The organism is Streptomyces sp. NRRL F-5122, from assembly GCF_001507435.1.
Taxonomy (GTDB): domain Bacteria; phylum Actinomycetota; class Actinomycetes; order Streptomycetales; family Streptomycetaceae; genus Streptomyces; species Streptomyces lannensis.
This window is the reverse complement of sequence record NZ_LMWH01000228.1, coordinates 164,019-189,175: the sequence shown is the minus strand read 5'-3', so window position 1 is coordinate 189,175 and position 25,157 is coordinate 164,019. Positions and strand designations below refer to the sequence as shown.

At 70.2% G+C, this 25,157-nt stretch carries 20 protein-coding genes and 2 pseudogenes; 7 read left to right on the top strand and 15 right to left on the bottom strand.

Annotation, left to right across the window (positions count from 1 at the left end; translation table 11 throughout):
• Positions 1 to 31 precede the first annotated feature (31 nt).
• From pssA to ADL25_RS21740, 9 genes are all read right to left on the bottom strand, one after another.
• Entirely contained in the window at positions 32 to 850 is an 819-nt protein-coding gene (gene pssA, locus ADL25_RS21780) for a CDP-diacylglycerol--serine O-phosphatidyltransferase (protein WP_059129431.1), read from the bottom strand.
• Between the two features lie 22 nt (positions 851 to 872).
• A complete protein-coding gene (locus ADL25_RS21775; RefSeq protein WP_079050509.1) occupies positions 873 to 1,520 on the bottom strand; it encodes a phosphatidylserine decarboxylase in 648 nt (215 codons plus the stop codon).
• Between the two features lie 170 nt (positions 1,521 to 1,690).
• A complete protein-coding gene (locus ADL25_RS21770; protein ID WP_059129429.1) occupies positions 1,691 to 2,896 on the bottom strand; it encodes an acyl-CoA dehydrogenase family protein in 1,206 nt (401 codons plus the stop codon).
• Complete coding sequence (locus ADL25_RS21765; RefSeq protein ID WP_059129428.1) at positions 2,896 to 3,408, bottom strand: MaoC family dehydratase; 513 nt, start codon at positions 3,406 to 3,408, stop codon at positions 2,896 to 2,898. Before ADL25_RS21765 ends, ADL25_RS21770 begins: the two co-directional genes overlap by 1 nt.
• Positions 3,409 to 3,413: 5 nt before the next feature.
• The gene (locus ADL25_RS21760) at positions 3,414 to 4,433 is read right to left on the bottom strand and encodes an HpcH/HpaI aldolase/citrate lyase family protein (RefSeq protein WP_059129427.1); all 1,020 of its coding nucleotides are present in this window, start codon (positions 4,431 to 4,433) and stop codon (positions 3,414 to 3,416) included.
• Complete coding sequence (locus tag ADL25_RS21755; protein WP_059129426.1) at positions 4,430 to 6,478, bottom strand: protein meaA; 2,049 nt, start codon at positions 6,476 to 6,478, stop codon at positions 4,430 to 4,432. Before ADL25_RS21755 ends, ADL25_RS21760 begins: the two co-directional genes overlap by 4 nt.
• A 17-nt stretch (positions 6,479 to 6,495) precedes the next feature.
• A complete protein-coding gene (gene ccrA / locus ADL25_RS21750) occupies positions 6,496 to 7,833 on the bottom strand; it encodes a crotonyl-CoA carboxylase/reductase (RefSeq protein ID WP_059129425.1) in 1,338 nt (445 codons plus the stop codon).
• A 418-nt stretch (positions 7,834 to 8,251) separates the two neighbouring features.
• Positions 8,252 to 9,064, bottom strand: coding sequence for a TetR family transcriptional regulator (locus ADL25_RS21745; RefSeq protein WP_059129648.1), 813 nt, complete (start codon positions 9,062 to 9,064; stop codon positions 8,252 to 8,254).
• A 136-nt stretch (positions 9,065 to 9,200) separates the two neighbouring features.
• Positions 9,201 to 11,006, bottom strand: coding sequence for a 3-hydroxyacyl-CoA dehydrogenase family protein (locus ADL25_RS21740; RefSeq protein ID WP_059129424.1), 1,806 nt, complete (start codon positions 11,004 to 11,006; stop codon positions 9,201 to 9,203).
• 388 nt (positions 11,007 to 11,394) lie between these two features.
• On the opposite strand from ADL25_RS21740, the gene ADL25_RS21735 reads away from it, so the two are divergent.
• The gene (locus ADL25_RS21735) at positions 11,395 to 11,970 is read left to right on the top strand and encodes an adenylosuccinate lyase (RefSeq protein WP_059129423.1); all 576 of its coding nucleotides are present in this window, start codon (positions 11,395 to 11,397) and stop codon (positions 11,968 to 11,970) included.
• A 4-nt stretch (positions 11,971 to 11,974) separates the two neighbouring features.
• Here ADL25_RS21735 and ADL25_RS21730 read toward each other — a convergent pair whose 3' ends face one another.
• From ADL25_RS21730 to ADL25_RS21715, 4 genes are all read right to left on the bottom strand, one after another.
• Positions 11,975 to 12,502 (bottom strand): GNAT family N-acetyltransferase, encoded by a 528-nt coding sequence (locus ADL25_RS21730; protein WP_059129422.1) that lies wholly within the window; start codon positions 12,500 to 12,502, stop codon positions 11,975 to 11,977.
• A gap of 41 nt (positions 12,503 to 12,543) precedes the next feature.
• Positions 12,544 to 12,942 carry a RidA family protein gene (locus ADL25_RS21725; protein ID WP_059129421.1) on the bottom strand — a complete coding sequence of 133 codons (399 nt, stop codon included), beginning with the start codon at positions 12,940 to 12,942 and terminating at the stop codon, positions 12,544 to 12,546.
• A 55-nt stretch (positions 12,943 to 12,997) separates the two neighbouring features.
• Complete coding sequence (locus ADL25_RS21720) at positions 12,998 to 14,566, bottom strand: alpha/beta hydrolase (protein ID WP_059129420.1); 1,569 nt, start codon at positions 14,564 to 14,566, stop codon at positions 12,998 to 13,000.
• 216 nt (positions 14,567 to 14,782) lie between these two features.
• Entirely contained in the window at positions 14,783 to 15,832 is a 1,050-nt protein-coding gene (locus ADL25_RS21715; protein ID WP_059129419.1) for an Rv2578c family radical SAM protein, read from the bottom strand.
• A 210-nt stretch (positions 15,833 to 16,042) separates the two neighbouring features.
• Between ADL25_RS21715 and ADL25_RS21710 the strand changes: the two genes are divergently transcribed.
• The 5 genes and pseudogenes from ADL25_RS21710 to ADL25_RS49825 all read left to right on the top strand — a co-directional run.
• Complete coding sequence (locus ADL25_RS21710) at positions 16,043 to 16,948, top strand: alpha/beta fold hydrolase (RefSeq protein WP_059129418.1); 906 nt, start codon at positions 16,043 to 16,045, stop codon at positions 16,946 to 16,948.
• Positions 16,949 to 17,061: 113 nt separating this feature from the next.
• Positions 17,062 to 17,505: an SRPBCC family protein gene (locus ADL25_RS21705; RefSeq protein WP_059129417.1), complete on the top strand. Its 444-nt coding sequence runs from the start codon at positions 17,062 to 17,064 to the stop codon at positions 17,503 to 17,505.
• A gap of 301 nt (positions 17,506 to 17,806) precedes the next feature.
• On the top strand, positions 17,807 to 20,209 hold the full coding sequence (locus ADL25_RS21700) for an MFS transporter (RefSeq protein ID WP_059129416.1): 2,403 nt from the start codon (positions 17,807 to 17,809) through the stop codon (positions 20,207 to 20,209).
• A 237-nt stretch (positions 20,210 to 20,446) separates the two neighbouring features.
• Positions 20,447 to 21,451 (top strand): annotated as a pseudogene (locus ADL25_RS21695) (PAS sensor protein); the annotation flags it as partial.
• Positions 21,452 to 21,874: pseudogene (locus ADL25_RS49825) on the top strand (SAM-dependent methyltransferase); the annotation flags it as partial.
• A gap of 81 nt (positions 21,875 to 21,955) precedes the next feature.
• Here the strand turns inward: ADL25_RS49825 and ADL25_RS21690 are convergent.
• Positions 21,956 to 22,963: a LacI family DNA-binding transcriptional regulator gene (locus ADL25_RS21690; protein ID WP_059129415.1), complete on the bottom strand. Its 1,008-nt coding sequence runs from the start codon at positions 22,961 to 22,963 to the stop codon at positions 21,956 to 21,958.
• A gap of 110 nt (positions 22,964 to 23,073) precedes the next feature.
• Between ADL25_RS21690 and ADL25_RS21685 the strand changes: the two genes are divergently transcribed.
• Positions 23,074 to 24,231: a Gfo/Idh/MocA family protein gene (locus ADL25_RS21685; RefSeq protein ID WP_059129414.1), complete on the top strand. Its 1,158-nt coding sequence runs from the start codon at positions 23,074 to 23,076 to the stop codon at positions 24,229 to 24,231.
• 116 nt (positions 24,232 to 24,347) lie between these two features.
• Here ADL25_RS21685 and ADL25_RS21680 read toward each other — a convergent pair whose 3' ends face one another.
• Entirely contained in the window at positions 24,348 to 25,148 is an 801-nt protein-coding gene (locus ADL25_RS21680; protein ID WP_079050506.1) for a GntR family transcriptional regulator, read from the bottom strand.
• Between the last annotated feature and the right edge of the window lie 9 nt (positions 25,149 to 25,157).

The following is a 25,157-nucleotide window of genomic DNA, read 5'->3' as shown; positions in this document are numbered from 1 at the left end:
TCCGGTCCGGGGCCCTTCGTGAGTGTGCTGCCTACGGCAGCTGCGCGGTGCGTGCCTCGCGGCGGTTGTCGCGGAAGTTGTTCACCCGGCGGGCCGTGGCGAACAGCGGGATCACGGCGCCCATCACCAGCTGAAGGGCGCAGCCCGTCTGGAGAAGGAGCTGACCGCTCGGGGCGTCGAAGGCCCAGGCTGCGAGAAGGCCCATCGACAGGACGATCCACGACAGCATGGCCGCCGCCAGACGGCCCCGCGGCTTCGGGTACTCCACGCGGCTCACCATCAGCCACGCCGTGCCCAGGATCGCCAGCAGCGTGGCGAAGAACGGCAGCTCGAGCAGCACGATCGAGACGACCGTGAGCGCACCGAACGGCGAGGGCATGCCCTGGAACATGCCGTTCGTCGGCGTCACGCACGAGAAGCGCGCAAGGCGGAGGACGACCGCCAGCAGCACCACGATCGCTCCGACCGCGGCCACTCTCTGGTGCGCGTCGTCCGCCACCATGCCGTAGACCAGGACGAAGTACGCCGGTGCCAGGCCGAAGCTGATCAGGTCGGAGAGGTTGTCCAGTTCCGCACCCATGGGGGAGGAGCGCAGTTTCCTGGCGACCAGACCGTCGAACAGGTCGAAGACCGCCGCACACAGCATCAGGATCACGGCCGTGGCCGCGCTGTGCCGGGCCATGCCCGCCGACTCGTCGTTGCCCGTCAGGTGCGGGATCAGAATGCCCGTGGTGGTGAAGTACACCGCCATGAAGCCGCACGTGGCGTTGCCGAGGGTGAGCGTGTCCGCTATTGAGAGGCGGAGCGAGAGGGGCATCTCCTCCTCGTCGTCCACCTCGTCCTCCGGCACCCAGCCGGACTTGGTATCGGGATCAATCACGGTCAAGACGAGTCACCCCAGCCACGGTCTTCTGGCCGACCTCGACCGCGACCTCCACGCCCTCCGGCAGATAGAGGTCGACACGCGAGCCGAAGCGGATCAGCCCGATGCGGTCACCCTGCTCGACCTTCGTGCCCTGCGGGATGTAGGGGACGATGCGGCGGGCCACCGCGCCGGCGATCTGGATCATCTCGATGTCGCCGAGTTCGGTGTCGAAATGCCAGACTACGCGCTCGTTGTTCTCGCTCTCCTTGTTGAACGCGGGAACAAAGCCGCCCGGGATGTGCTCGACCGACGTGACCGTGCCGGACAGCGGCGCCCGGTTCACATGGACATTGAGCGGGCTCATGAAGATCGCGACGCGGGTGCGTCCGTCCTTCCACGGCATGATGCTCTGCACCACACCGTCGGCGGGCGAGATGACCCGGCCCTGAGCGACCTCGCGCTCGGGGTCGCGGAAGAACCACAGCATGCCCGCCGCGAGCGCGGTGGCGGGCACGGCCACGGCCTTGGCGGCGCCGGAGCGGCGCGCGCGGGCGAGGCTGAGGGCTGCGGTGGCAACGGTCGGGAGTAGCCACGGCGATGCTCCGCGCGCGAGGCGGACCCGGCCGCGTGGTGCAGAGGTTTGGCTGTGGGGCATGGATGACCTTCGTAGCGGATGATGCCGCGCTTCAACGGGGGACGGCGGCTTTCCGGCGATCGTACCGGTCGGGGGCCGCAACTGGGCAAGCCAGGAAGCCGAGTCGGCGGCCCCGGAGCGTTGACGGGGTGTGATCTTCTTCGCGATGAAAACACCCCGTATCAGGATATCTAGCCTTGGAATCGATACTCTTCGAGCAGCCGGCGACCGATGATCATTTTCTGGATCTCGGCGGTTCCCTCGCCGATCAGCAGCATCGGGGCCTCTCGGTACAGGCGCTCGATCTCGTACTCCTTGGAGAAGCCGTAGCCGCCGTGGATGCGGAAGGCGTCCTCCACGACCTCCTTGCAGTACTCGGAGGCGAGGTACTTCGCCATTCCGGCCTCGAGGTCGTTTCGCTGGCCGGAGTCCTTTTTGCGTGCCGCGTTCACCATCATGGCGTGTGCGGCCTCGACCTTGGTGGCCATTTCGGCCAGTTTGAACTGGATGGCCTGATGCTGGGCGATCGGCTTGCCGAAGGTGTGCCGCTGCTGGGCGTAGGAGACGCCCAGCTCGAAGGCACGCTGAGCGACGCCGCAGCCACGTGCCGCGACGTTCACGCGGCCCACCTCGACTCCGTCCATCATTTGGTAAAACCCTCGGCCGGTGGCCCCGCCGAGCACCCGATCGGCCGGAATGCGCAGTCCGTCCATGATGAGCTCGGTGGTGTCGACCCCCTTGTAGCCCATCTTGTCGATCTTCCCGGGGATGGTGAGCCCGGGGCGCACCTCGCCGAAGCCGGGCTCCTTCTCGACCAGGAAGGTCGTCATCGACTTGTGGGGCGCCGTGCCCTCGGGGTGGCCTTCGTCACTGCGGACGAGCACCGCGACGAGTGTGGACGTGCCGCCGTTGGTCAGCCACATCTTCTGGCCGTTCAGGACGTACTCGTCCCCGTCCCTGACCGCCTTCGACGTGATCGCCGACACGTCGGAGCCGAGACCCGGCTCCGACATCGAGAAGGCGCCCCGGATCTCGCCCAGCGCCATCTTCGGCAGGAAGTAGTCCTTCTGCTCCTGCGTGCCGTGCTGCTTGAGCATGTACGCCACGATGAAGTGCGTGTTGATGATGCCGGACACCGACATCCAGCCGCGCGCGATCTCCTCCACGCACAGCGCGTAGGTCAGCAGCGACTCGCCCAGACCCCCGTACTCCTCGGGGATCATCAGACCGAACAGACCCAGTTCTTTGAGGCCGTCCACGATTCTCTGCGGGTACTCGTCGCGGTGCTCGAGTTCGGTCGCGACCGGGATGATCTCCTTGTCCACGAAGTCGCGGACGGTGGAGAGGATCTCCTGCTGGACGTCTGTCAGACCGTGGGTCTGGGCGAGGCGGCTCATCACTTCTCCTGGGTCCTGAGCTCCGGGCGGCCGGGCTGCTCGCCGCCGCGCTCCTTGATGTACGTCTCGGTGGGGACCATCACCTTGCGGCGGAAGGTGCACACCAGCGTGCCGTCCTGCTTGTAGCCCCTGGTCTCGACATGGACGATGCCGCGGTCGTTCTTCGACTTCGAGGGCCACTTGTCGAGCACGGTCGTCTCGCCGTAGATCGTGTCCCCGTGGAACGTCGGCGCCACGTGCTTGAGCGACTCGATCTCCAGGTTGGCGATCGCCTTGCCGGAGACGTCCGGCACGGACATGCCGAGCAGCAGTGAGTAGATGTAGTTGCCCACGACGACGTTCCTGCCGAAGTCCGTCGTGCTCTCCGCATAGTTCGTGTCCATGTGGAGCGGGTGGTGGTTCATGGTGAGGAGGCAGAACAGGTGGTCGTCGTACTCCGTGACCGTCTTTCCGGGCCAGTGCTTGTACGTCGCCCCGACCTCGAACTCCTCGTAGGTGCGTCCGAACTGCATGGCGCTCAGGCCTCCGGGATCTCGAACGAGCTGGTGCGCTGCATGCCGGCGGCCCGGCCCTTGCCCGCGATGACCAGGGCCATCTTGCGGCTGGCCTCGTCGATCATCTCGTCGCCGAGCATCGCGGAGCCCTTCTTGCCGCCCGCCTCGGACGTGCAGTACTCGTACGCGTCCAGGATCAGCTCCGCGTGGTCGTAGTCCTCCTGGGAGGGGGAGAACACCTCGTTCGCGGCGTCCACCTGACCCGGGTGCAGCACCCACTTGCCGTCGAAGCCCAGCGCGGCGGCCCGGCCCGCCACCTCGCGGAAGCCGTCGACGTTGCGGATCTGCAGGTAGGGCCCGTCGATCGCCTGGAGGTTGTTGGCGCGGGCGGCCATCAGGATCTTCATCAGGATGTAGTGGTAGGCGTCCGCCGGATAGCCGGGCGGCTGCTCGCCCACGACCAGCGACTTCATGTTGATGGAGGCCATGAAGTCGGCCGGGCCGAAGATGATCGTCTCGATGCGCGGGGAGGCCTGAGCGATCTCGTTGACGTTGTTGAGCCCCTGGGCGTTCTCGATCTGCGCCTCGATGCCGATACGCCCGACCTCGAAGCCCATGGTCTTCTCGATCTGGGTCAGGAGCAGGTCCAGCGCCACGATCTGCTGGGCGTCCTGCACCTTGGGCAGCATGATGCAGTCGAGGTTCGGACCCGCGCCCTCGACCACCGTCACGACGTCGCGGTACGTCCACTCGGTCGTCCAGTCGTTGACGCGCACGACCCGCGTCTTGCCCGTCCAGTCGCCCTCGTTCAGGAACTTGACGATGGTGTGCCGCGCCTCGGGCTTGGCCAGCGGCGCACACGCGTCCTCCAGGTCCAGGAAGACCTGGTCCGCGGGGAGGCCCTGTGCCTTCTCCAGGAAGCGGGGGTTGCTCCCGGGGACCGCGAGGCAGGAGCGCCGCGGACGAAGGCGGTCGACAGCAGGAAGGGGCGCGGCGGAGCCGCTCGCTGCGAGGGTGGCGGCGGGCGACGGATGGGCGGTCATGCGGGGACCTCCAGAGGGTCGAGCTTGTTCGCTGTGCGGATCTCGTCGACGATACGGCCGATGATCCCGGTGATGTCGAAGTCCTTCGGGGTGAAGACGGCGGCCACTCCAGCGGCCCTGAGCTGCTCGGCGTCGCCGCTCGGGATGATGCCGCCGGCGATCACCGGGATGTCGGTGGCGCCGGCCTCGCGCAGCCGCTCCAGCACGTCCGGCACCAGCTGCGCGTGCGAACCGGACAGGATGGACAGACCGACCGCGTGCACGTCCTCCGCGAGGGCCGCGTCCACGATCTGTTCGGGCGTCAGCCTGATGCCCTGGTAGACCACCTCGAAGCCGGCGTCCCGGGCTCGTACGGCGATCTGCTCGGCGCCGTTGGAGTGCCCGTCGAGGCCCGGCTTGCCCACGAGGAAGCGGAGCTTGCCGACGCCGAGGTCGCGGGCCGTCAGATCCACCTTGCGGCGCACCTGAGCCAGCGCCGTGCCCTCCTCGGCGGTCACCGCGACGGGCGCGGACGACACGCCCGTGGGCGCACGGAACTCGCCGAACACCTCGCGCAGGGCCCCGGCCCACTCGCCGGTGGTGACCCCGGCGCGGGCGCACTCCAGCGTGGCCTCCATGAGGTTGCCGGTGCCCTTGGCGGCCTCCTTCAGCCGCTCCAGCGCCTTGCAGGGACGCGGGTGGTTGAACGGCGGCTGGTAGCGGGTGTCGCGCCAGTTCCGCAGTGAGGCGACGACGCGCGCCTCGACCTCCGGGTCGACCGTCTGGATCGCGGTGTCCAGGTCGGCGGTGAGCGGGTTGGGCTCGGTCGTCTCGAAGATGTTGACGCCGACGATCTTCTCCTCGCCGGACTCGATGCGCGCCCGGCGCTTGGCGTGGGACGCGACGAGCTGCGACTTCAGGTAGCCGGACTCGACGGCCGCCATGGCGCCGCCCATCTCCTGGATCCGCTCGATCTCGGCGAGCGACTCGTCGACCAGACGGCCCACCTCGGCCTCGACGACCTTCGAGCCCTCGAAGATGTCGTCGTACTCGAGCAGGTCGCTCTCGTGTGCGAGCACCTGCTGGATGCGCAGTGACCACTGCTGGTCCCAGGGCCGGGGCAGGCCCAGCGCCTCGTTCCAGGCCGGGAGCTGCACGGCACGCGCGCGTGCGTCCTTGGAGAGGGTCACGGCCAGCATCTCGAGCACGATGCGCTGGACGTTGTTCTCCGGCTGGGCCTCCGTCAGCCCGAGAGAGTTGACCTGGACGCCGTAGCGGAAGCGGCGGTGCTTGGGGTTCTCGATGCCGTACCGCTCGCGGGTGATCCGGTCCCAGATCCGGCCGAACGCCCGCATCTTGCACATCTCCTCGACGAAGCGGACGCCCGCGTTCACGAAGAAGGAGATACGGCCGACGACATCACCCATGCGCTCCTGCGGCACCTGGCCGCCGGCGCGGACCGCGTCGAGGACGGCGATCGCCGTGGACATCGCGTAGGCGATCTCCTGCACCGGTGTGGCGCCCGCCTCCTGCAGGTGGTAGCTGCAGATGTTGATGGGGTTCCACTTGGGGAGGTGGGACACCGTGTACGCGATCATGTCCGTCGTCAGCCGGAGCGAGGGTCCCGGCGGGAAGACGTGCGTGCCGCGCGACAGGTACTCCTTGACGATGTCGTTCTGGGTGGTGCCCTGGAGCTTGGTGATGTCGGCGCCCTGCTCCTCCGCGACGACCTGGTAGAGCGCCAGCAGCCACATGGCGGTGGCGTTGATGGTCATCGAGGTGTTCATCTGCTCCAGGGGTATGTCCTGGAACAGCCGGCGCATGTCACCGAGGTGCGCGACCGGCACACCGACCCGGCCGACCTCGCCGCGGGCGAGGACGTGGTCGGAGTCGTACCCGGTCTGCGTCGGCAGGTCGAACGCCACCGACAGGCCCGTCTGGCCCTTGGCGAGATTGCGCCGGTACAGCTCGTTGGACGCCTCGGCCGTGGAGTGACCGGCGTACGTGCGCATGAGCCACGGCCGGTCCTTCTGCCTCCGGTCACCGGAGGGCTGACGCTCAGTCATCTATGACCTCCGGTGCCTCAGATGTTCCGGAACCGGTTGATGGCGTCGACGTGCTCGGCGCGCTTCTCCTTGTCGCGCACACCCAGGCCCTCCTGGGGGGCGAGGCACAGCACACCGACCTTGCCCTGGTGGAGGTTGCGATGGACGTCGTAGGCGGCCTGGCCGGTCTCCTCCAGCGGGTAGACCTTCGACAGCGTCGGGTGGATCTTGCCCTTCGCGATGAGCCGGTTGGCCTCCCAGGCCTCGCGGTAGTTGGCGAAGTGCGAGCCGATGATCCGCTTCAGCGACATCCACAGGTAGCGGTTGTCGTACTCGTGGTTGTAGCCGGAGGTCGAGGCGCAGGTGACGATGGTGCCGCCCTTGCGCGTGACGTACACGGAGGCGCCGAAGGTCTCGCGGCCCGGGTGTTCGAAGACGATGTCCACGTCCTCGCCGTCGGTCAGTTCGCGGATGCGCTTGCCGAAGCGCTTCCACTCCTTCGGATCCTGGGTGTGCTCGTCCTTCCAGAACTTGTAGTCCTCGGCGGTGCGGTCGATGATCGCCTCGGCGCCCATCGCGCGGCAGATCTCCGCCTTGGCGGGCGAGGAGACGACACAGATGGGGTTGGCGCCGCCGGCGAGCGCGAACTGGGTGGCGTACGAGCCGAGTCCGCCGCTCGCGCCCCAGATCAGCACGTTGTCGCCCTGCTTCATCTGGGCGCCGTTGCGGGACACGAGCTGCCGGTAGGCGGTGGAGTTGACCAGGCCGGGGGCGGCGGCCTCCTCCCAGCTGAGGTGGCCCGGCTTGGGCATCAGCTGGTTGGACTTGACGAGCGCGATCTCCGCCAGGCCGCCGAAGTTGGTCTCGAAGCCCCAGATGCGCTGCTCGGGGTCGAGCATGGTGTCGTTGTGGCCGTCGGAGGACTCCAGCTCCACCGAGAGGCAGTGGGCGACGACCTCGTCGCCCGGCCTCCAGGCGTTGACGCCGGGGCCGGTGCGCAGGACCACACCGGCGAGGTCGGAGCCGATGATGTGGTACGGCAGGTCGTGGCGCCTGGTGAGCTCGGAGAGCTTGCCGTAGCGCTCGAGGAACCCGAAGGTCGACAGCGGCTCGAAGATCGAGGTCCACACCGAGTTGTAGTTGACCGAGGAGGCCATGACGGCCACGAGGGCCTCGCCCGGGCCGAGTTCGGGCAGTGGCACGTCGTCGACGTGCAGGGACTTGCGGGGGTCCTTGTCGCGGGTGGTGAGCCCGGCGAATATCTCCGTCTCGTCCTTGTGCACGGTGACCGCGCGGTACGACTCGGGGAGCGGAAGAGCGGCGAAATCGGCGGACGTGGCCGTCCCCGACTGAATCGCGTCCAGGATGTCCTTCACGGTGTTGCCTCCGGCGAATGGCGTCTTGAGGGGAGACGCTGAGGGTCACGTCGGTGTGCTGCTGGTGTGAGGGGTGCCGTCGGTTCGGCTCAGTGGTGCTCTGGCAGCGCTTTGTGGCGCGGGAGGGTGCCTGTGACGCAGGCGTCCGGGCGCGCTCGTCCGAGAAGGGCTTGCGGGGACAGCCGACGTGCGCGTTGGTTTCTGCACGCCGGCCGCCCGGACATGAACAACGTATGGCACGGCGTGTCACCCCGCAAGGCACTGGGTGCCAGATATTGCTCTCAGATGAAATCTTTACGTAACAAATGAGCGATGATCGATCAAAGTTGCCGATGGAACGGCCGCAAACGGAAGCGGGCCGGCGGCGGCACTGAGTGCCGCCGCCGGCCCGCGATGATGGGTCCGATCGGGTGAACGGCTAGGAGCGCTCCTTGAGCGCCTGTTCGATGGTGCGCATGACCTCGTCGAGGGGCATGTCGGTCCTGGCGACCGTCACCAGCACCTCGCCCTGGGTGGTCACGGCGGCCGGCGCGGTCCGGGGCGCGGCCCCGCGCCCGGCCCCGATACCCGTGCCGAAGGTCCTCCGTACGATCGCGAAGGCGTGGTCGAGCTGGGTCTCGACGTCTCCCTGTCCCCCGGCCCTGAGCCAGCGCCGCAGGACGTGGTTGTGCGCGGTGACGACCGCGGAGGCGGCGACCTCGGCGAGCAGCGGATCGTCGTTCGCGTCGTCGTCGTGCGCGTGCTCGTCGAAGTGGCCGAGCAGATAGCGGGTGAAGAGCCGCTCGTAGCGGGCGACCGAGGCGATCTCCGCCTCGCGCAGCGTCGGCACCTCGCGCGTCAGCTTGTAGCGCTGGACCGAGATCTCCGGCTGGGCCGCGTACATCCGCATGACTTCCTTGATGCCGCGGCACACGGTGTCCAGTGGATGCTCGTGTGCGGGAGCTGCGTTGAGCACCGCCTCGGCCCGTACGAGGGTGTCGTCGTGGTCCGGGAAGATCGCCTCTTCCTTGGAGCGGAAGTGGCGGAAGAACGTGCGCCGGGCGACCCCGGCGGCCGCCGCGATCTCGTCGACCGTGGTCGCTTCGTAGCCTTTCGCGGCGAACAGCTCCATCGCCGCGGCCGCCAGTTCCCGGCGCATCTTGAGCCGCTGGGCGGCGGCGCGACTGCCCGCGGCGCTCTCGGGCGGGTCGGTCGCGGCTGGTGTACGTGAGGACTTGGCGGGCTGGGACATGACCCGAACGTACTGCATGTCCGCAGGATGATGCGCATGTCCCGGATCACCCCCGCCCCGGGAGGGCGGGGGGTCGCCGGTCGGATCGAGCAGTCCGCCCCAGCCGGCGCCGCCGGGAAGCCGGCCGCCGCGTCGGTCAGCGCTTGGCATATTCGCGGAAGCCGCGGCCGGTCTTACGGCCGAGGCAGCCCGCGGCCACCAGGTGTTCCAGGAGCGGTGCGGGGGCCAGGCCCGGGTCGCGGAACTCCCGGTGCAGCACCTTCTCGATGGCCAGGGAGACGTCCAGGCCGACGACGTCGAGCAGTTCGAACGGCCCCATCGGGTAGCCGCCGCCCAGCTTCATCGCCGCGTCGATGTCGTCGAGGGACGCGTAGTGCTCCTGCACCATCTTGACCGCGTTGTTGAGGTACGGGAACAGCAGGGCGTTCACGATGAACCCGGCGCGGTCGCCGCAGTCGACGGGGTGCTTCCCGACCGACGCGCACAGCTCACGGACCGTCGCGTGCACATCGTCCCCGGTCAGCACCGTGCGCACGACCTCGACCAGCTTCATGGCCGGTGCCGGGTTGAAGAAGTGCATGCCGACAACGTCCTGCGGGCGCGTGGTGGCCCGGGCGCAGGCGACGACCGGCAGCGAGGAGGTGGTGGTGGCGAGGATGGCACCGGGCTTGCAGACCTTGTCGAACGTGGCGAACAGCTGCTGCTTGATCTCCAGCTCCTCGGCCACGGCCTCCAGCGCCAGGTCGACGTCGGCGAAGTCGTCGTAGGAGCCCGTCGGGCGGATCCGGTCCAGCGCCTGGGCGGCCGCCTCCGTCGTCATGCGGCCCTTGTCGACCGAGCGCGCGAGCGACTTGCCGATCCGGGCCTTCGCGCCCTGGGCCTTCTCCTCGGTGCGGGCGGCGATGACGACCTCGTACCCGGCCTTGGCGAAGACCTCGGCGATACCGGACGCCATGGTGCCCGATCCTGCGACGCCGACCGAGCGGACGGGCCGGCCGGAGACCAGGCCGGCGTCCTTCAGCGGCGTGGCCGCGTCCCGCACGACGACCGGGCTGCCCGGCGCCTCGTAGGTGTAGAAGCCGCGCCCCGACTTGCGGCCGGTCAGGCCCGCCTCGCTGAGCTGCTTGAGGATCGGTGCGGGCGCGTGCAGCCGGTCGTGGGAGGCGGCGTACATGGCCTCCAGGACCGTGCGGGCGGTGTCGATGCCGATCAGGTCCAGCAGGGCGAGCGGCCCCATGGGCAGCCCGCAGCCCAGTCTCATCGCGGCGTCGATGTCCTCGCGCGAGGCGTACTTCGCCTCGTACATGGCGGCGGCCTGGTTGAGGTAGCCGAACAGCAGCCCGTCGGCGACGAAGCCGGGGCGGTCGCCCACGGCGACGGGCTCCTTGCCCAGGTCGAGGGCGAGGTTGGTGACGGCGGTGACGGCGGCGGGGGCGGTCAGCACGGACGAGACCACCTCGACCAGCTTCATGGCCGGTGCCGGGTTGAAGAAGTGCAGTCCGAGGACCCGTTCGGGGCGGGCCGAGTCGGCCGCGAGCCGGGTGACGGAGAGGGCGTTGGTGCCGGTGGCGAGGACGGTGTCCGGGCGCACTATGCCGTCGAGGGCCTGGAGGACCTGCTGTTTGATGTCGTACGACTCCGGCACCACCTCGATGACGAGATCGGCGTCGGCCGCGGCCTGCAGGTCGGTGAAGGTGCGGAAACGGGCCAGGGCGTCGTCGCGCTCCTGCTCGGTCAGGCGTCCCCGGTCCACCGCGCGGGCGGTGGCGGCGTCCAGGGCGGCGACGGCCTTGGAGGCCGCGGCTTCGTCGATGTCGATGCCGACGACCTCGCGGCCGGCCCGCGCCAGCACTTCGGCGATGCCGGTGCCCATGGTGCCGAGGCCGACGACGGCAATGGTCTTGAGCGGGGACAGAGTGGTGTCGGAGAGGGGAGCGGCCATCGCGGACTCCAGAAATGAGGTGACGACTGAGGGGCGGGCCGGGATACGCCGACGGGCGCACACGGCGCGGAGGTTGCGGGTGTCTGCCGGGCTGACGAGCGCACACGCCCGGTGCCGTCCGCGGACGTGCATACGTCCGCCGAACGGTGATCCGACCGGCCCTGTCCCGGAGCCGGGTCGTACTGAGGTACTCGATGTACCGAACCGACCGGCGCCCCACTGCCCTACGGGGTGGGAGCTCCTTGCGACGGCTGCGTCACCAGGCCGCCGCAAGCGTGCGAGTGGGTAACTCGCTCGATTGAGCTTAACCGGCCGGTAACGAGCGCGCCAGTCCCCTGGTTTGTGATGTAGGTCCCCGGGTCCCGCACGGGCCCTTAGTCTCGGCGCCATGAACGAAGCGTTGCGATTGCTCACGGAGCGTTTACGGGACGAATCCGGAGGCTCCCCGGAGTGCGAGCGGCTGCTGACGACCGACGATTTCGACGAGCTGGCCGGTGTGCTGGCGGAGCCCGGCCGGCCCCTGTGGGCGCGGGAGGCGGCGGCCTTCCGGCTGGGGACGGCGGGGGACCGGCGGGCGTTCGAGGCGCTTGTGCTGCTGCTCAACCACCGCGATCCGCAACGCTGTGCTTCCGCCGCCCACGCCCTGGCCCGGCTCGGTGACCCGCGCACCGCCCGGGCCGCGGCCGCCCTCGCCACGAACGAACTCCGAGTCGCCTACGCCCTCCACCCCGTCCGCCTGCTCGTCGAGCTGCGCGCCCCCGAGGCTGTACCCGCGCTGATCACCACGTTGCAGCGCAGACTGCGGCCGCACGATCCCTACCGCAGAGTGGCGCTCGCCTGCGTGGAGGGGCTCGGGGCGCTCGGTGACAAACGAGCCGGGCCCGTGCTCAACGAGGCTCTCGCGCACCCGGCGCTCGCGGAGGCGGCTGTACATGCGCTGGCGCGCCTTCCCGGGCCCCGTTGAGCTCTCAGGAGGTCAGGTCCTTCACGTACCGCACCTCGGGCACGGCGACACCGTCCACGTCGAAGGGCTCCTCCGCGCCGTCCGCGCGGAACCCCGCACGCTCGTAGAACCGCCGGGCGCGGACGTTCTCCTCCAGGACCCAGAGGAACATGCGTGCGTGCATCGGTGCGCGCTGCTGCACCGCTTCCTCCAGCAGCGCCCGTCCGATCCCGCTGCCGACGTGCGCGGGATCGATGTAGATCGCGTACAACTCGGAGTCGGAGGTGCGCACTTCGCCGTCGCGGTACGGGCCGTGTGCCGCCCAGCCGACGATCTCGCCGTCCCACTCGGCCACCAGGTTCACCACGCGGGCGTCACCGCCGTGGAAACGGGCGCGACGTCGCTCGGCGTCCTCGGCGACGCTGAGTGCGTCGAGGTAGGGCTGCGGCATGAGTCCGCGGTAGGCGCTCTGCCAGCCCCGGATGCGGATCTCCGAGACACGGCCGCAGTCGGCCAGGGTCATCAGGCGTATGTGGGGTGATCGGTGGTCCATGGCGGAACCTTAGGCAGGAGTGGGCGGGGATGACTTCCGGATTATCCGCCCACGACCGCGTACGCCTCGATCTCCACGAGGAACTCCGGGCGCACGAGCGCCGCCACCTGCACCGCCGAGGCGGCCGGCAGTCGGTCGTCCGGTATGTGCTCGGCGCGGGCCGCGCGGATCGCCGGCATGTGCGCCATGTCCGTGACGAAGAAGGTCAGTTTGACGACGTGGTCGAAGGTCGCCCCGGCGGCGGCCAGACAGCGGCGGAGATTCTCGAAGACCTGCCGGGCCTGTGCCGCCGGGTCGCCCGCGCCGACGAGACGTCCGTCCTCGTCCAGCGCGAGCTGGCCGGAGATCGCGACGAAGCGGCCCGTGCCCATGACGACGTGGGTGTAGGCGGTGGCGGGGGCGACCCCGTCGGGGGCGGGAATCCTGGTCGGCTCACTCATGGGTCCATGGTGGACCACGGGTGTGACAGCGCCCCCGACGGGCCGGAGGGGTCGCTCAGCCGCGGGAGCCGAGCAGACCGTGCAGCGTCGCGCCGCGGTCCTCGACCGACGCCGACTTGGTCTTCGCCGGTGTGGGGTCGGGCAGTTTCGGGCACACCGCGTCGATGTCGCCGGTGCCGTGCGGCACGGTGCCCTTGTCCAGATAGGCCACCAGGTACTTGTCCAGGCAGGCGTTGCCGCTCAGCGAGATGCCGTGATTGCCTCCGCCGTCCTCCACCACCAGGCTCGAGCCGCGCAGCAGATGATGGACCGTCACTCCGCCCTGGTACGGGGTGGCGGCGTCGTCGGTCGCCTGGAACAGCAGGGCCGGGGGCAGCGCGTCGTTCGACACGTCGACCGGCCGCAGGGAGGACGTGGGCCAGAAGGCGCACGGTGCGTTGTACCAGGCGTTGCTCCAGACCATGAACGGTGCCTTCGCGTAGGCCGCCCAGTTGTCCTTGCGCCACTGGGCCCAGTCGCGTGGCCAGGAGGCGTCACGGCACTGCACCGCGGCGTAGATGCTGTAGCCGTTGTCTCCGGAGGCGTCGACCGCGCCGAGGGCCTTGTACGCCGCCACGAGAGGGCCGGAGTTCCCGTTGTTCGCATACGCGGCGAACGCCTCCGCGAGCCGGGGCCAGCGGCCGTTGTAGTAGCCGCCGGGGATGTAGGTGTCCTCCAGTTCGGAGGCGCCCACCGTCTTCTGGGCCGGCCGCTTGGCCAGCGCCGACCGCATCGCGTACCACTTGGCCTCGACCAGGGCCGGGTCGGTGCCGAGCCGGTACGTCGCGTCGTGTTCGGCGACCCAGGCGAGGAACGCCCGGTGCCGGTCGTTGAAGGCGTAGTCCTGCTGGATGTTGTCCTCGTACCAGACACCCGTGGGGTCGACCATGGAGTCGAGCACCAGACGGCGCACCCGCTGCGGGAACAGCTTGGCGTAGACGGCGCCGAGGTAGGTGCCGTACGAGTAGCTGTAGTAGTTGAGCTGCTGGGCACCGAGCGCCTGACGGATCGCGTCCATGTCGCGCACGGCGCTGACCGTGTCGATGAACGGCAGCACGCCCGCGTACTTGGCGGCGCACGCCTTGGCGAACGAGGCGACGCGGGAGAGGTTGGCCCTCTCCAGGGACGGCAGGCGGGGCACCGTGTCCGGGCGGACCGGGTCGAAGTACCCGGACTTGCAGTTCAGGGCGGGCTTGCTCTTGCCCACGCCCCGCGGATCGAAGCCGATCACGTCGTACTGCGACGCCACCGCCTTGGGCAGCGCGGAGGCGACGTATCCGGCGAGCGTCAGACCGCTGCCGCCGGGCCCGCCCGGGTTGACCAGCAGCGGCCCCTGATAGGTCTGCGCGGTGTGGGGGACCCGGGACAGCGCCAGTGTGATCTGCTGTCCGCGCGGGTTCGCGTAGTCGAGCGGCACCGTCACGGACGCGCACTGGAGCGTCGGGTACTTGGTGGTGCCGCATTTCTTCCAGGTGGGCTGCGCCCCTTGTGCGGTGTGCGATGCGCTGGCGTCGGCCGGGACGGCGGTGAGCATCCCGGCCACCACGACGGCGGCGCCGCACAGCACGGCTGCGCGTTGTCTCATGTCAGGCCTCCCAGGACGGAGGGGATAGGACCACGAATGCCTGGTCCCTGCCGCATCGTCCCGGATTGCCCGGCAGAAAGAACATGATCGGGCAAGACTTGACCCGATTGGGCCGCGTGATGCGCTCGCATGCCCCTGAAGCACCGTCAGGAGCCGTGCGGCTGCGCGAGCGTACGGACGCGTCCGGGCGCCCGCCGCGGACGGGTGGGTCGGACGTCAGATGAGCGACAGCTGGGTGGGCCCTGTCTGCATCACCGCTTCCGGCGCGAGGGGTTCGGGCTCGGGCCGGCTGATCCTGCGCGGCATCCCGGGGCGCGTCGGTCCGATGCCGTACTCCTGGGCCAGTTCGTGCACCTGGCGGGTGACGCGGCGCTGGTACCACTTCGGCGCGTAGGCGCCCTCCGCGTACAGCCGTTCGTAGCGGCGCACGAGGTAGGGGTGGTGCTGTTCGAGCCAGGCCATGAACCACTCGCGTGCTCCCGGGCGCAGATGCAGCACCAGCGGCGTCACCGAGGTCGCGCCGGCGGCGGCGATCGCCCGTACCGTGGCGCGCAGTTGGGCCGGCTCGTCGCCGAGGAACGGAATCACCGGGGCCATCAGGACACCGCAGCCGATGCCCTGATCGGCCAGCGCGCGCACGACGTCCAGTCGGCGCTCCGGTGCCGGGGTGCCCGGTTCGACGGTGCGCCACAACTCGTGGTCGACGAAGCCGACGGAGACGGAGATGCCGACGTCCGTGACCTGTGAGGCCTGCTTCAGCAGGTCGAGGTCGCGCAGGATCAGCGTGCCCTTGGTGAGGATGGAGAACGGATTCGCGTGGTCGCGCAGGGCCGAGATGATGCCGGGCATCAGCCGGTAGCGGCCCTCGGCCCGCTGGTAGCAGTCGACGTTGGTGCCCATCGCGATGTGCTCTCCGTGCCAGCGCCGGGAGCCGAGGTGGGAACGCAGCAACTCCGGTGCGTTGACCTTCACCACGATCTGGGAGTCGAAGCCGAGTCCCGTGTCGAGGTCCAGGTAGCTGTGCGTCTTGCGTGCGAAGCAGTACACGCACGCGTGCGTGCAGCCCCGATAGGGGTTGACCGTCCATTCGAACGGCATACGCGAGGCACCCGGTACCCGGTTCACGATCGAGCGGGCTCTGACCTCGTGGAAGGTGATGCCGCGGAACTCCGGCGTGTCGAAGGTGCGGGTCGTCACCGCGTCCGCGTCGAACAGTGCGGCGTTGCGGGCCGCGGCGGGGTTCTCGGCCAGATGGTCCCAGCGCATGGGGCGCCTCCTCGGTAGCACTGGACTCAGAATAGAACACCTGTTCCCTTGATCGCGATGTGGATTCGGTTACTCGTTCGATTTTGTGGAGGGTCGCTCCTGACCTGCGTCTCCTCGTCCGTCCGGTCTGTGCTCCGAGCGGTGTGTTCAGGGGTCGGGGGGTCGGCGCGTCCGGCGCCGTCACGTCGGTCAGTGGGACATAAAGGATGAATGCGACCCAGCAGAGTGGTGGAGCAACCGAAACCGCCGCAGCCCCTGTCCGCGGGGGTGCGCCGACTGACCCTTCAGGCCGGGGGCGTGACCCTGTCCTGTCTGCTCGCCGAGCCGCCGGACGGGCGGCCGCGCGCCACCGTGGTCGCCCTGCACGGTGGCGGCATGTCGGCCGGGTACTTCGACGGTCAGGCCCATCCCGACCTGTCCCTGCTCACGCTGGGGGCGCGCCTGGGATTCACGGTGCTCGCCGTGGACCGCCCCGGCTACGGACTGTCCGCGGAGCAGCTGCCCGGCGGGCAGACCCTCGCCGAACAGGCCGACGTGCTGGAGTCGGCCATGGAGCGGTTCGCCGAGCAGCACGCCACTGGAGCCGGATTCTTCCTGCTGGCGCACTCCTACGGGGGCAAGCTTGCCCTGGTGACGGCCGCACGCGGGGCCGGTCCGCTCGCCCTGGACGTGTCCGGCTGCGGGCACCGCTACGACCCGGGGGTGGCCGGACTGCTGCGGATGCCGACCAGCGCCGACCGGCAGCGCAACTGGGGGCCGCTGCGGCTGTATCCGCCGGACACCTTCCGTTCGATCGGCTCGACGGTGGTACCCATGCCGGAACGTGAGGCGGCCGAAGTCGCCCGCTGGCCGGGGACGTTCGACGAACTCGCGCCGCGGGTGCGGGTCCCGGTCCGGCTGACCTTCGCCGAGCACGAGGCGTGGTGGCGGCACGACGAGAGCAACATCGCCGATCTCACCGCACGTCTGACGGAGGCCCCCGTCGTCCGCGTCGAGCGTCAACCGGACGCGGGCCACAACATCAGCCTGGGCCGGACGGCGCGTGCCTACCACCTGCGCGCCCTCGCCTTCTTCGAGGAACGGCTCGCCCTTCAGGCGGGTTCTCCCAGGCGGTGAGCGGTACCGGCCGGGGAGTGCGCCTCCCGGAGCGGATGTCCCGTCAGAAGCCGTGTGCCGGGTGTGATGGGATGGCGCACGCCCCCCATCACACGTACAGGAAGAGGAAAGTCATGGCGCAGGTCGAGGCCACGACGGAGCGGATCATCGCGGCGGACGCCGAGACGGTGTTCGACGCACTCGCCGACTACAGCGGCACCCGCTCGAAGCTGCTCCCCGAGCAGTTCAGCGAGTACGAGGTGCGCGAGGGCGGCGACGGCGAGGGCACCCTCGTCCACTGGAAGCTCCAGGCCACCAGCAAGCGCGTCCGTGACTGCCTTCTGGAGGTGACCGAGCCGACCGAGGGCGAACTCGTCGAGAAGGACCGCAACTCCTCCATGGTCACCACCTGGCGGGTCACCCCGGCCGGCGAGGGCCGGTCCCGTGTCGTCGCGACCAGCACCTGGAAGGGCGCGGGCGGCATCGGCGGCTTCTTCGAGAAGACCTTCGCGCCCAAGGGCCTCGGCCGGATCTACGACGCGGTGCTCGCCAGGCTCGCCACCGAAGTGGAGAAGTGACACCCGGGAGCGCGCCGGCCGCTCACGGCACGGAGCCGTGGGCGCCGTCATGACTCCCTGCGCGCTCCGGGGCGCGGAACTCGCCTTCCGAGCCTCCGGGGCGCGTTTCCGCGGTCGCCGGGGTGACGTCCGCGCTCACCGTTTCGGGTGGTTTTTCGTGTGACGCGGTTGTACGCCGTAGGGCTTCCGACCGGCGGATACCCGTTCCCGACGCACCTCACGGGTGACTCGTCGCGCTTGATCCCAGTTGTTGCGCAATGCGAGAAATGGGCGGCGCAGGCGCGACGAGGGGAGCGGTTAGGTGGGCGGGACGACTGCGGTGCACGTGGACAGCGAGCGGGTCGTACCGCCCGTGGTCCCGGACGCGCCCCGTGCTCCGGTCGAGGCACCCGTGGGACCCGTGGAGGCGCTCAGCCCTCGCCGGGTGCGGCTGATCTTCGTCGGGCTCATGCTCGCACTGCTGCTGGCCGCCCTCGACCAGATGATCGTGGCCACCGCGCTCCCGAAGATCGTCGGTGAGCTGCACGGCCTCGACCGGATGTCCTGGGCGATCACCGCGTACCTGCTGACCTCCACCGTGGGGCTGCCGGTCTACGGCAAGTGCGGCGACCTCTTCGGCCGCAAGGGGGTCTTCCAGTTCGCGATCGGCGTCTTCGTCATCGGCTCGGCACTCGCGGGACGGGCGCAGAGCATGGACCAGCTGATCGCCTTCCGCGCCGTCCAGGGTGTCGGCGCGGGCGGACTGATGATCGGTGTGCAGGCGATCATGGCCGACATCGTGCCGCCCCGCGAACGCGGCCGCTACATGGGCATCATCGGTGCGGCCTTCGGTCTCGCGTCCGTTGCCGGGCCCCTTCTCGGCGGCTACTTCACCGACCACCTCTCATGGCGCTGGTGCTTCTACGTCAACGTGCCCTTCGGCCTTGTCACCCTGGCCGTGGTCGCCGTCGTGCTGAGACTGCCGAAACCCACCACGAAGGCCCGTCTCGACGTCATCGGCACACTGCTGCTGGCCGCCGCCTCGACCTGTCTGGTGCTGCTGAGCAGCTGGGGCGGAACCGAGTACGCCTGGGGGTCCCGGGTCATCCTGTGCCTGGGCGCCGGTGCGGCCCTCGCGAGCGTGCTCTTCCTGATCACCGAGAGGTTCGCCGTCGAACCCCTCATCCCGCTGCGGCTGTTCCGGGACTCCGTCTTCAACATCACCGCCCTGGTGGGGCTGGTCGTCGGCGTCGCGCTGTTCGGCGCGGCCAGTTATCTGCCCACCTTCCTGCAGATGGTCGACGGGGCGAGCGCCACCGAGTCCGGGCTGCTGATGCTGCCGATGATGGCCGGGATCGTCGGGGCTTCGATCGTCTGCGGCCAACTCATCAGCCGCACCGGCCGCTACAAGGTGTTCCCGCTCCTCGGCAGCGCCCTGGCCGCCGTCGGCATGTGGCTGCTGTCCCTGCTGGAGATCGGCACACCGCGCTGGCAGTACAGCATCTGGATGGCGGTCCTCGGCACCGGCATCGGCATGGTGATGCCGGTGCTGATCCTGGCCGTGCAGAACTCCGTGCGCCCCGCCGACCTCGGCACCGCGACCAGCGCCAACAACTACTTCCGGCAGATCGGCGGCAGTGTCGGTGCCGCCGTCTTCGGCACCCTGTTCGCGGGCCGGCTCTCCGACGCGCTGGAGGACCGCCTCACTCCGCGGGCCGGGGCGGGACTGCCCGATCCCGACTCCATCACCCCGCAGCTCGTCCGCGCACTCCCGCCGGCAGTGCGCGACGTGTACATCGCCGCATACGCCGACGCCATGCCGAGGATCTTCCTCTACCTCGTGCCGGTGATCGTCCTCGGCCTGCTCATCGCCTTTTTCCTCAAGGAGAAACCACTGGTGTCCCACAACGCCCCCGCCGACCAGCAGCCCGCGGCCCAGGTCCCGCAGGCACGTTCGCCGTACGCCGCCGGAGTGCCCGTGTGCGGCACGGTCCAGCACCCCGACGGCACCGTCGTGCCGCGCGCCGCGCTCACCCTCATCGATGTCGCGGGAGTGCAGATCGGACGCGGCGCGAGCGGCGAGGACGGCCGGTACGCGCTGTCCACGCCCGGAGCGGGCTCGTACGTCCTGATCGCGGCCGCGGGCGGCCACCAGCCGCAGGCGGTCTCCGTGACCGTCGGGGAGCGCCCGGTCGAACTGGACGTCGTGCTCGGTGGCGCGGGACGGCTCGCGGGCAGTGTGCTCACGGCCGACGGCTCGCCCGTGCGTGATGCCGCGGTCACGCTCACCAACGTGCACGGAGAGGTGGTCGCGAGCACCCGCAGCGGGCGTGAGGGCGGGTACGTCATCAGTGAGCTGGTGGCCGGCGAGTACACCCTCGCCGCCAGCGCGCCCGCGTTCCGCCCGGCCGCGCTGCCCGTCACCGTGCAGGCCTCGCGTGAGACCCGGCAGGACGTGGAACTCGCGGGCGGCGCCGTGCTGCGCGGCACGGTACGGGCGGGAGACGGGCGGCCGGTGGAGGACGCCCGGGTGACCCTGCTGGACGCGGCGGGCAACGTCGTCGACACGATGACGACCGGAGCCGACGGTACGTTCCGTTTTGTCGATCTGTCGTCCGGTGAGTACACGGTGATCGCCGCGGGGTACCCGCCGGTGGCCACGGTGTTGCAGGTCGCCGGGGGCGGTCGCACCGAGCGGGACCTGCAGCTGGGCCACGAGGACTGAGGGCCACGAGGACCGAGGGGCGCGAGGACCGAGGGGCGCGGGCGGCGGGACCCGGCGACGGCGGCCGGTCCCGCCGCCCGGTGTCGCCGAGCGCGCCCCGGTCCCGCGCCCCCTCGAACGCACCGACGGCGCCCCCGGTTTCAATTCGCGCAATGCCACACATCGCAACCGGACTGCGCCGTACCGTGGTCGGGCGGTACAGATCTTGCGGACGCGGTGGGAGAGAGGTCGCGGGCCATGGACCACGGCGCCGACACGGATGCGGTTCCCGTCCCGCCGGCCGGCGACGAGGCGGCGGAGCACGCCGCACCCGGCCGAATACCCCTGGCCGTGGTCGTGGTGGACCGCGAAGGCCTCGTCTCGCACTGGAGCCGTGGTGCCCGGCGGTTGTTCGACACGGCCCGGCAGGACGCGGTCGGGCGGCCCGCCGTCGATCTGCTCCCCGTCTCCGGCGCCCTGCCCGAGAGTGGCGGGAGAGACGCGTACGTGGCGCACGACGGACTCGGCCCAGACCTCGAGGCCTCGCTCGACGGGCGGCTGTCCTACCCGGCCGCGGGACGGGCCCGCCTCTTCGTGCCCGAGGGCGGGCGAAGCGCCACGGGGACCCGTCCCGGCGTGGGGTGGGACCGAGCGGATGTGCTGTGGTGGGCCTACCCGTTGGTGGGGCCAGGACCCGAACGGCTCCTGGTGCTGGCCGCAGACGCGGACGCGCTGCACCAGGAAGGCGGAGCGGCGGTCGAGTCCGTCGCCCCCGGATTCGCCCTGCACACCGATTTCCCCGGAGCCGAGGAACTCGCCCGCAGACTGCCCGAGATCATGCCCAGCATGAGCGTCGGCGAGAGCGCCCGCATCGTCGCCCAGGTCCTCGAACTGGGTTACCCGGTACTGGAGTTCAGCAGGTACGACCGGGTGCCCGTCACCCCCGACTGGGGTGTGCCCCGGCGCGCGGGGCGCAGGGCGCGCCGCGCGGAGGCCGCCCGCGTCGCGGCGTCCGCGCGTCCGGTGCCGGAGGATCTTCTGCACGACGGCGAGGACCTCGAGTACGTCGCGGTGCGTGAGCGCCTTGAGTTCCTCAACGAGGTCAGCGGGAGAATAGGCACCTCGCTCGATCTGGCGCAGACGATCATCGAGGTCAGCAGGGCCGTGGTGCCCCGCTTCACCGATGTGGCGGGCACGTATCTGAGAGAACAGGTCGTGGCCGGTGAGGGGTTCGCCGAGGGAGTGCCGGACACGACCACCATGGACGCCGCCGAGAAGAGCGAGGCGGAGACGTTGCACGCCGAACTGGGCGACACCAACGTCTATATGCGTGGTGTGCTCCACCAGTGCGAGCCCGACGACCGGCAGTCGCTCGTCGACGGTATCGCGACCCTGGTGGGGGAGCGCGGCCGGCTCTTCCTCGTCGAACTCGCCGAAGCGGCCGGACATGTGCTCAAGGGTCTGGCCCGGAGCGCCGAGGGGCCGCCCGCCAAGCTCGCCGCCGTCTTCCGGCACGGCATCGCGCCCGGAGAGGTGGCCGATGCGGCGGTGCCGGAGTACCTGCGTTCGGCCGGTCTCGATGTTCTGGCGAGCGGTGACCTTCCGCTGCTCACCACGGAGCGCTCGGCGGACGGCACACGCACCGAGCTGCCGTCGAAGTGGATCGTCGCGGGGCGGCAGGCCTGAGCCGGGGAGCAGCCGACCGGACACGGCGTCCGAGACGGGGCGGAGTTGATACCACAGCGCCCGCCCCGCCCACGGGCTTCGTCAGGCCCCCGTCCCCGGTGCCGCCGTGGTGCCCCTGATCTCCAAGGAGGGGGGCCTGAGCAGCAGTTCGGCCGGGCGGGCGGGGTCGGTGATGCGGTCGAGCAGGCACTGGGCGGCGCGGCGCCCGACGTCGTGACTGCCGTTGTCCACCGTGGTGAGCCACAGGTGGCGCAGGCGGGAGAGATAGGTGTTGTCGTACCCGACGAGGGAGAGGTCGCGCGGTACCCGGAGTCCGAGCTCCTCGGCCGCGGACAGGGCGCCGACACACGCTATGTCGTTGAACGCGAGGACGGCGGTGGGGCGTTCACGGCCGCTGAGGAGGCGCACCGCGGCCCGGTAGCCGCCCTCCTCCGTCAGATCGCCCTGCTCGACCACGGCCGTGTCCGCGAGACCGTGTTCACGCATGACACCCTCGAAGCCGCGCCGCCGCAGTGCGCCGACCACCCCCTGCCCGGCGATGTGCGCGATCCGGTGGTGTCCGAGGCCGATGAGGTGCTCTGTCGCGAGACGGGCGCCCCGCTCGTCGTCGCCCGCGACGATGTCGACCGACGGCAGCTCCGGCTCCCGGGCGCCCGCGACGACGGTGGGGACACGGGCCGCCGCCGTGCGCAGTGCCTCGGAGGGCGGGAGTGTGCCGACGGCGATCAGTCCGTCGACCCGTAGGTCGGTGAAGGTGCGGGTGAGGTCCTCGCCGAGACGCCGGTTGAGATGTCCGTCGGCCAGCAGAGTGTGCAGACCGTTGTCGTGCAGCAGGGAGTTGAGGCCGTCGAGCAGTTCCACGAACCAGGGGTTGCGCATGTCGTTCAGCAGGACGCCGACGGTGCGGGTGCGCCGCTCGCTGAGGCTGCGCGCGGCGGCGTTGGGGCGGTAGCCCAGTTCCTCGACGGCGGCCAGCACGGCCCGCCGCTTCTCCGGGCGTACCTGGTCGGAGCCGCGCAGCACCAGGGAGACCAGCGACTTGGACACCCCGGCCCGTTCGGCCACATCGCGGATGGTCGGCGGTCTCATGTCTGGACCGTTCCATATGGCTTCCGTGCTTGTCAAAGGCGTTGACAAGTGCAGAGACGGCCACCAGTGTGAGGGAAAAGGTTCCTGGACCGGTCCAAAGAAGGGCAGTCATGGTGAGCAGGCTCGGCGTCGCCGTCGTGGGATTCGGCTGGATGGGACGGGTGCACACCCAGGCCTACGTCCGTGTGCCGCACCACTTCCCGCAGCTGTCCCTGCGGCCCGAACTGGTCGCCGTCGCCGACGACGTGCCCGGTCGCGCCGAGGAGGCCGCCGGCCGCTACGGCTTCGCGACGGCCGTCCGGGACTGGCGCGAGATCGCCGTCGACCCGCGGGTGCATGCGGTGAGCATCGCCGCGCCGAACTTCCTGCACCGCGAGATCGGCGTCGCCATGGCCGAGGCCGGCAAGCACATCTGGATCGAGAAGCCCGTCGGCCTCACCGTCGAGGACGCCCGCGCCGTCTCCGGCGCCGTGACGAAGGCCGGTGTCCGGGGCACGGTGGGCTTCAACTACCGCAATGCGCCGGCCGTCGCCGCCGCCCGCGAGCTGATCGCCTCCGGTGACATCGGCACCGTCGCCCATGTGCGCATCCGTCTCCTCAGCGACTACGCCGCGCACCCCGAGGGCGCCCTGACCTGGCGTTACGAGCGCGAGCGCGGCGGTGGCGGGGTCCTCGGCGACCTCGCTTCGCACGGGGTGGACCTGGCCCGGTTCCTGGTCGGCGAGATCGAGTCGCTGGCCGCGGACACCGCCGTCTTCATTCCCGAACGCGCCCGCCCCACGAGTGCCACCGCGGGCCACACCCGCGCCACCGGTGGGGTCCCGGGACCGGTGGAGAACGAGGACTACGTCAACTGCCTGCTGCGCTTCGCCTCCGGCGCCCGCGGTGTACTGGAGGCCTGCCGGGTCTCGGTCGGCGAACAGAACAACTACGGCTTCGAGGTCCACGGCACCCGCGGCGCGGTGTTCTGGGACTTCCGCCGCATGGGGGAACTCCGCATCAGCCGCGGCACCACCTATCAGGACCAGCCCGTCAGCACCCTCCACGTCGGGCCGGGCCACGGTGAGTACGCCGCTTTCCAGCCCGGCGCCGCGAATGCGATGGGCTACGACGACCTGAAGGTCATCGAGGCGTACCACTTCCTGCGGTCGATCGAGGACGGTACCGCGTACGGTCCGACCCTCGACGACGCCGTGCACAGCGCCGCGGCGCTGGACGCCATGAGCGGTTCGGCCGAGCGGCGCGGGTGGGTCAGTCCGGTGGTGTGAACGGGTGTGTGCGCCCGCTCCGAGAGCCGGCCCGGCGGGACGATGACCCGCCGGGCGCTGCCGCGGTGGCGGGAGCCCCCGTGCGCCGGGCGTCCTCCCGCCCGGCGCGCACGTTGTCAAGGCCGTACGAGGAGCTGGAAGTCGAAGGCGTAGCGCGAGGCGCGGTAGATGTGGGTGCCGTACTCGACGGCCCGGCCCGTGTCGTCGTAGGCCGTGCGCTGCATGGTGAGCAGGGCGGCGCCCTCCGGTTCGCCCAGTCGCTCTGCCTCCTCGGGGGTGGCGCAGCGGGCGCCGACGGACTGCCGGGCGCTGTGCAGGGTGATACCGACGCCGCGCATCATGCGGTACAGGCCCGTCGCCTCCAGCCTCTCCGTGTCGAGGTCCAGAAGGGCCACCGGCACGTAGTTGGACAGATAGGCCATCGGCTGGCCGTGGGCCAGCCGAAGCCGCTCGATATGGCGTACGTCGTTGCCCTCGGCGATGCCCAGAGCGGCGGCGACCTCCGCCGACGCCTGCACCACCTCGTTGCGCACCACCTGTGTCGCGGGCTTCTGCCCGGCGGACTCGAGGTCGTCGTAGAGGCTGCTGAGTTCCAGCGGGCGCTTGACCTGGCTGTGCACGACCTGGGTGCCCACGCCCCGGCGGCGGACCAGCAGCCCCTTGTCCACCAGCGACTGGATGGCCTGGCGGACCGTGGGGCGGGAGAGCCCCAGCCGCCCTGCGAGCTCGATCTCGTTGCCCAGCAGGCTGCCCGGGCCCAGCGCGCCGTGCTCGATCGCCGCCTCGAGCTGCTGGGCCAGCTGGTAGTAGAGCGGGACCGGACTGCTGCGGTCGAGGGTGAAGTCGAGGGTCGCGGGGCTGGAAGTGCTCACGGGGAGAGGATAGGCGGGGGACTGGTTGACAGGAACCCTTGTCATCACATTGTC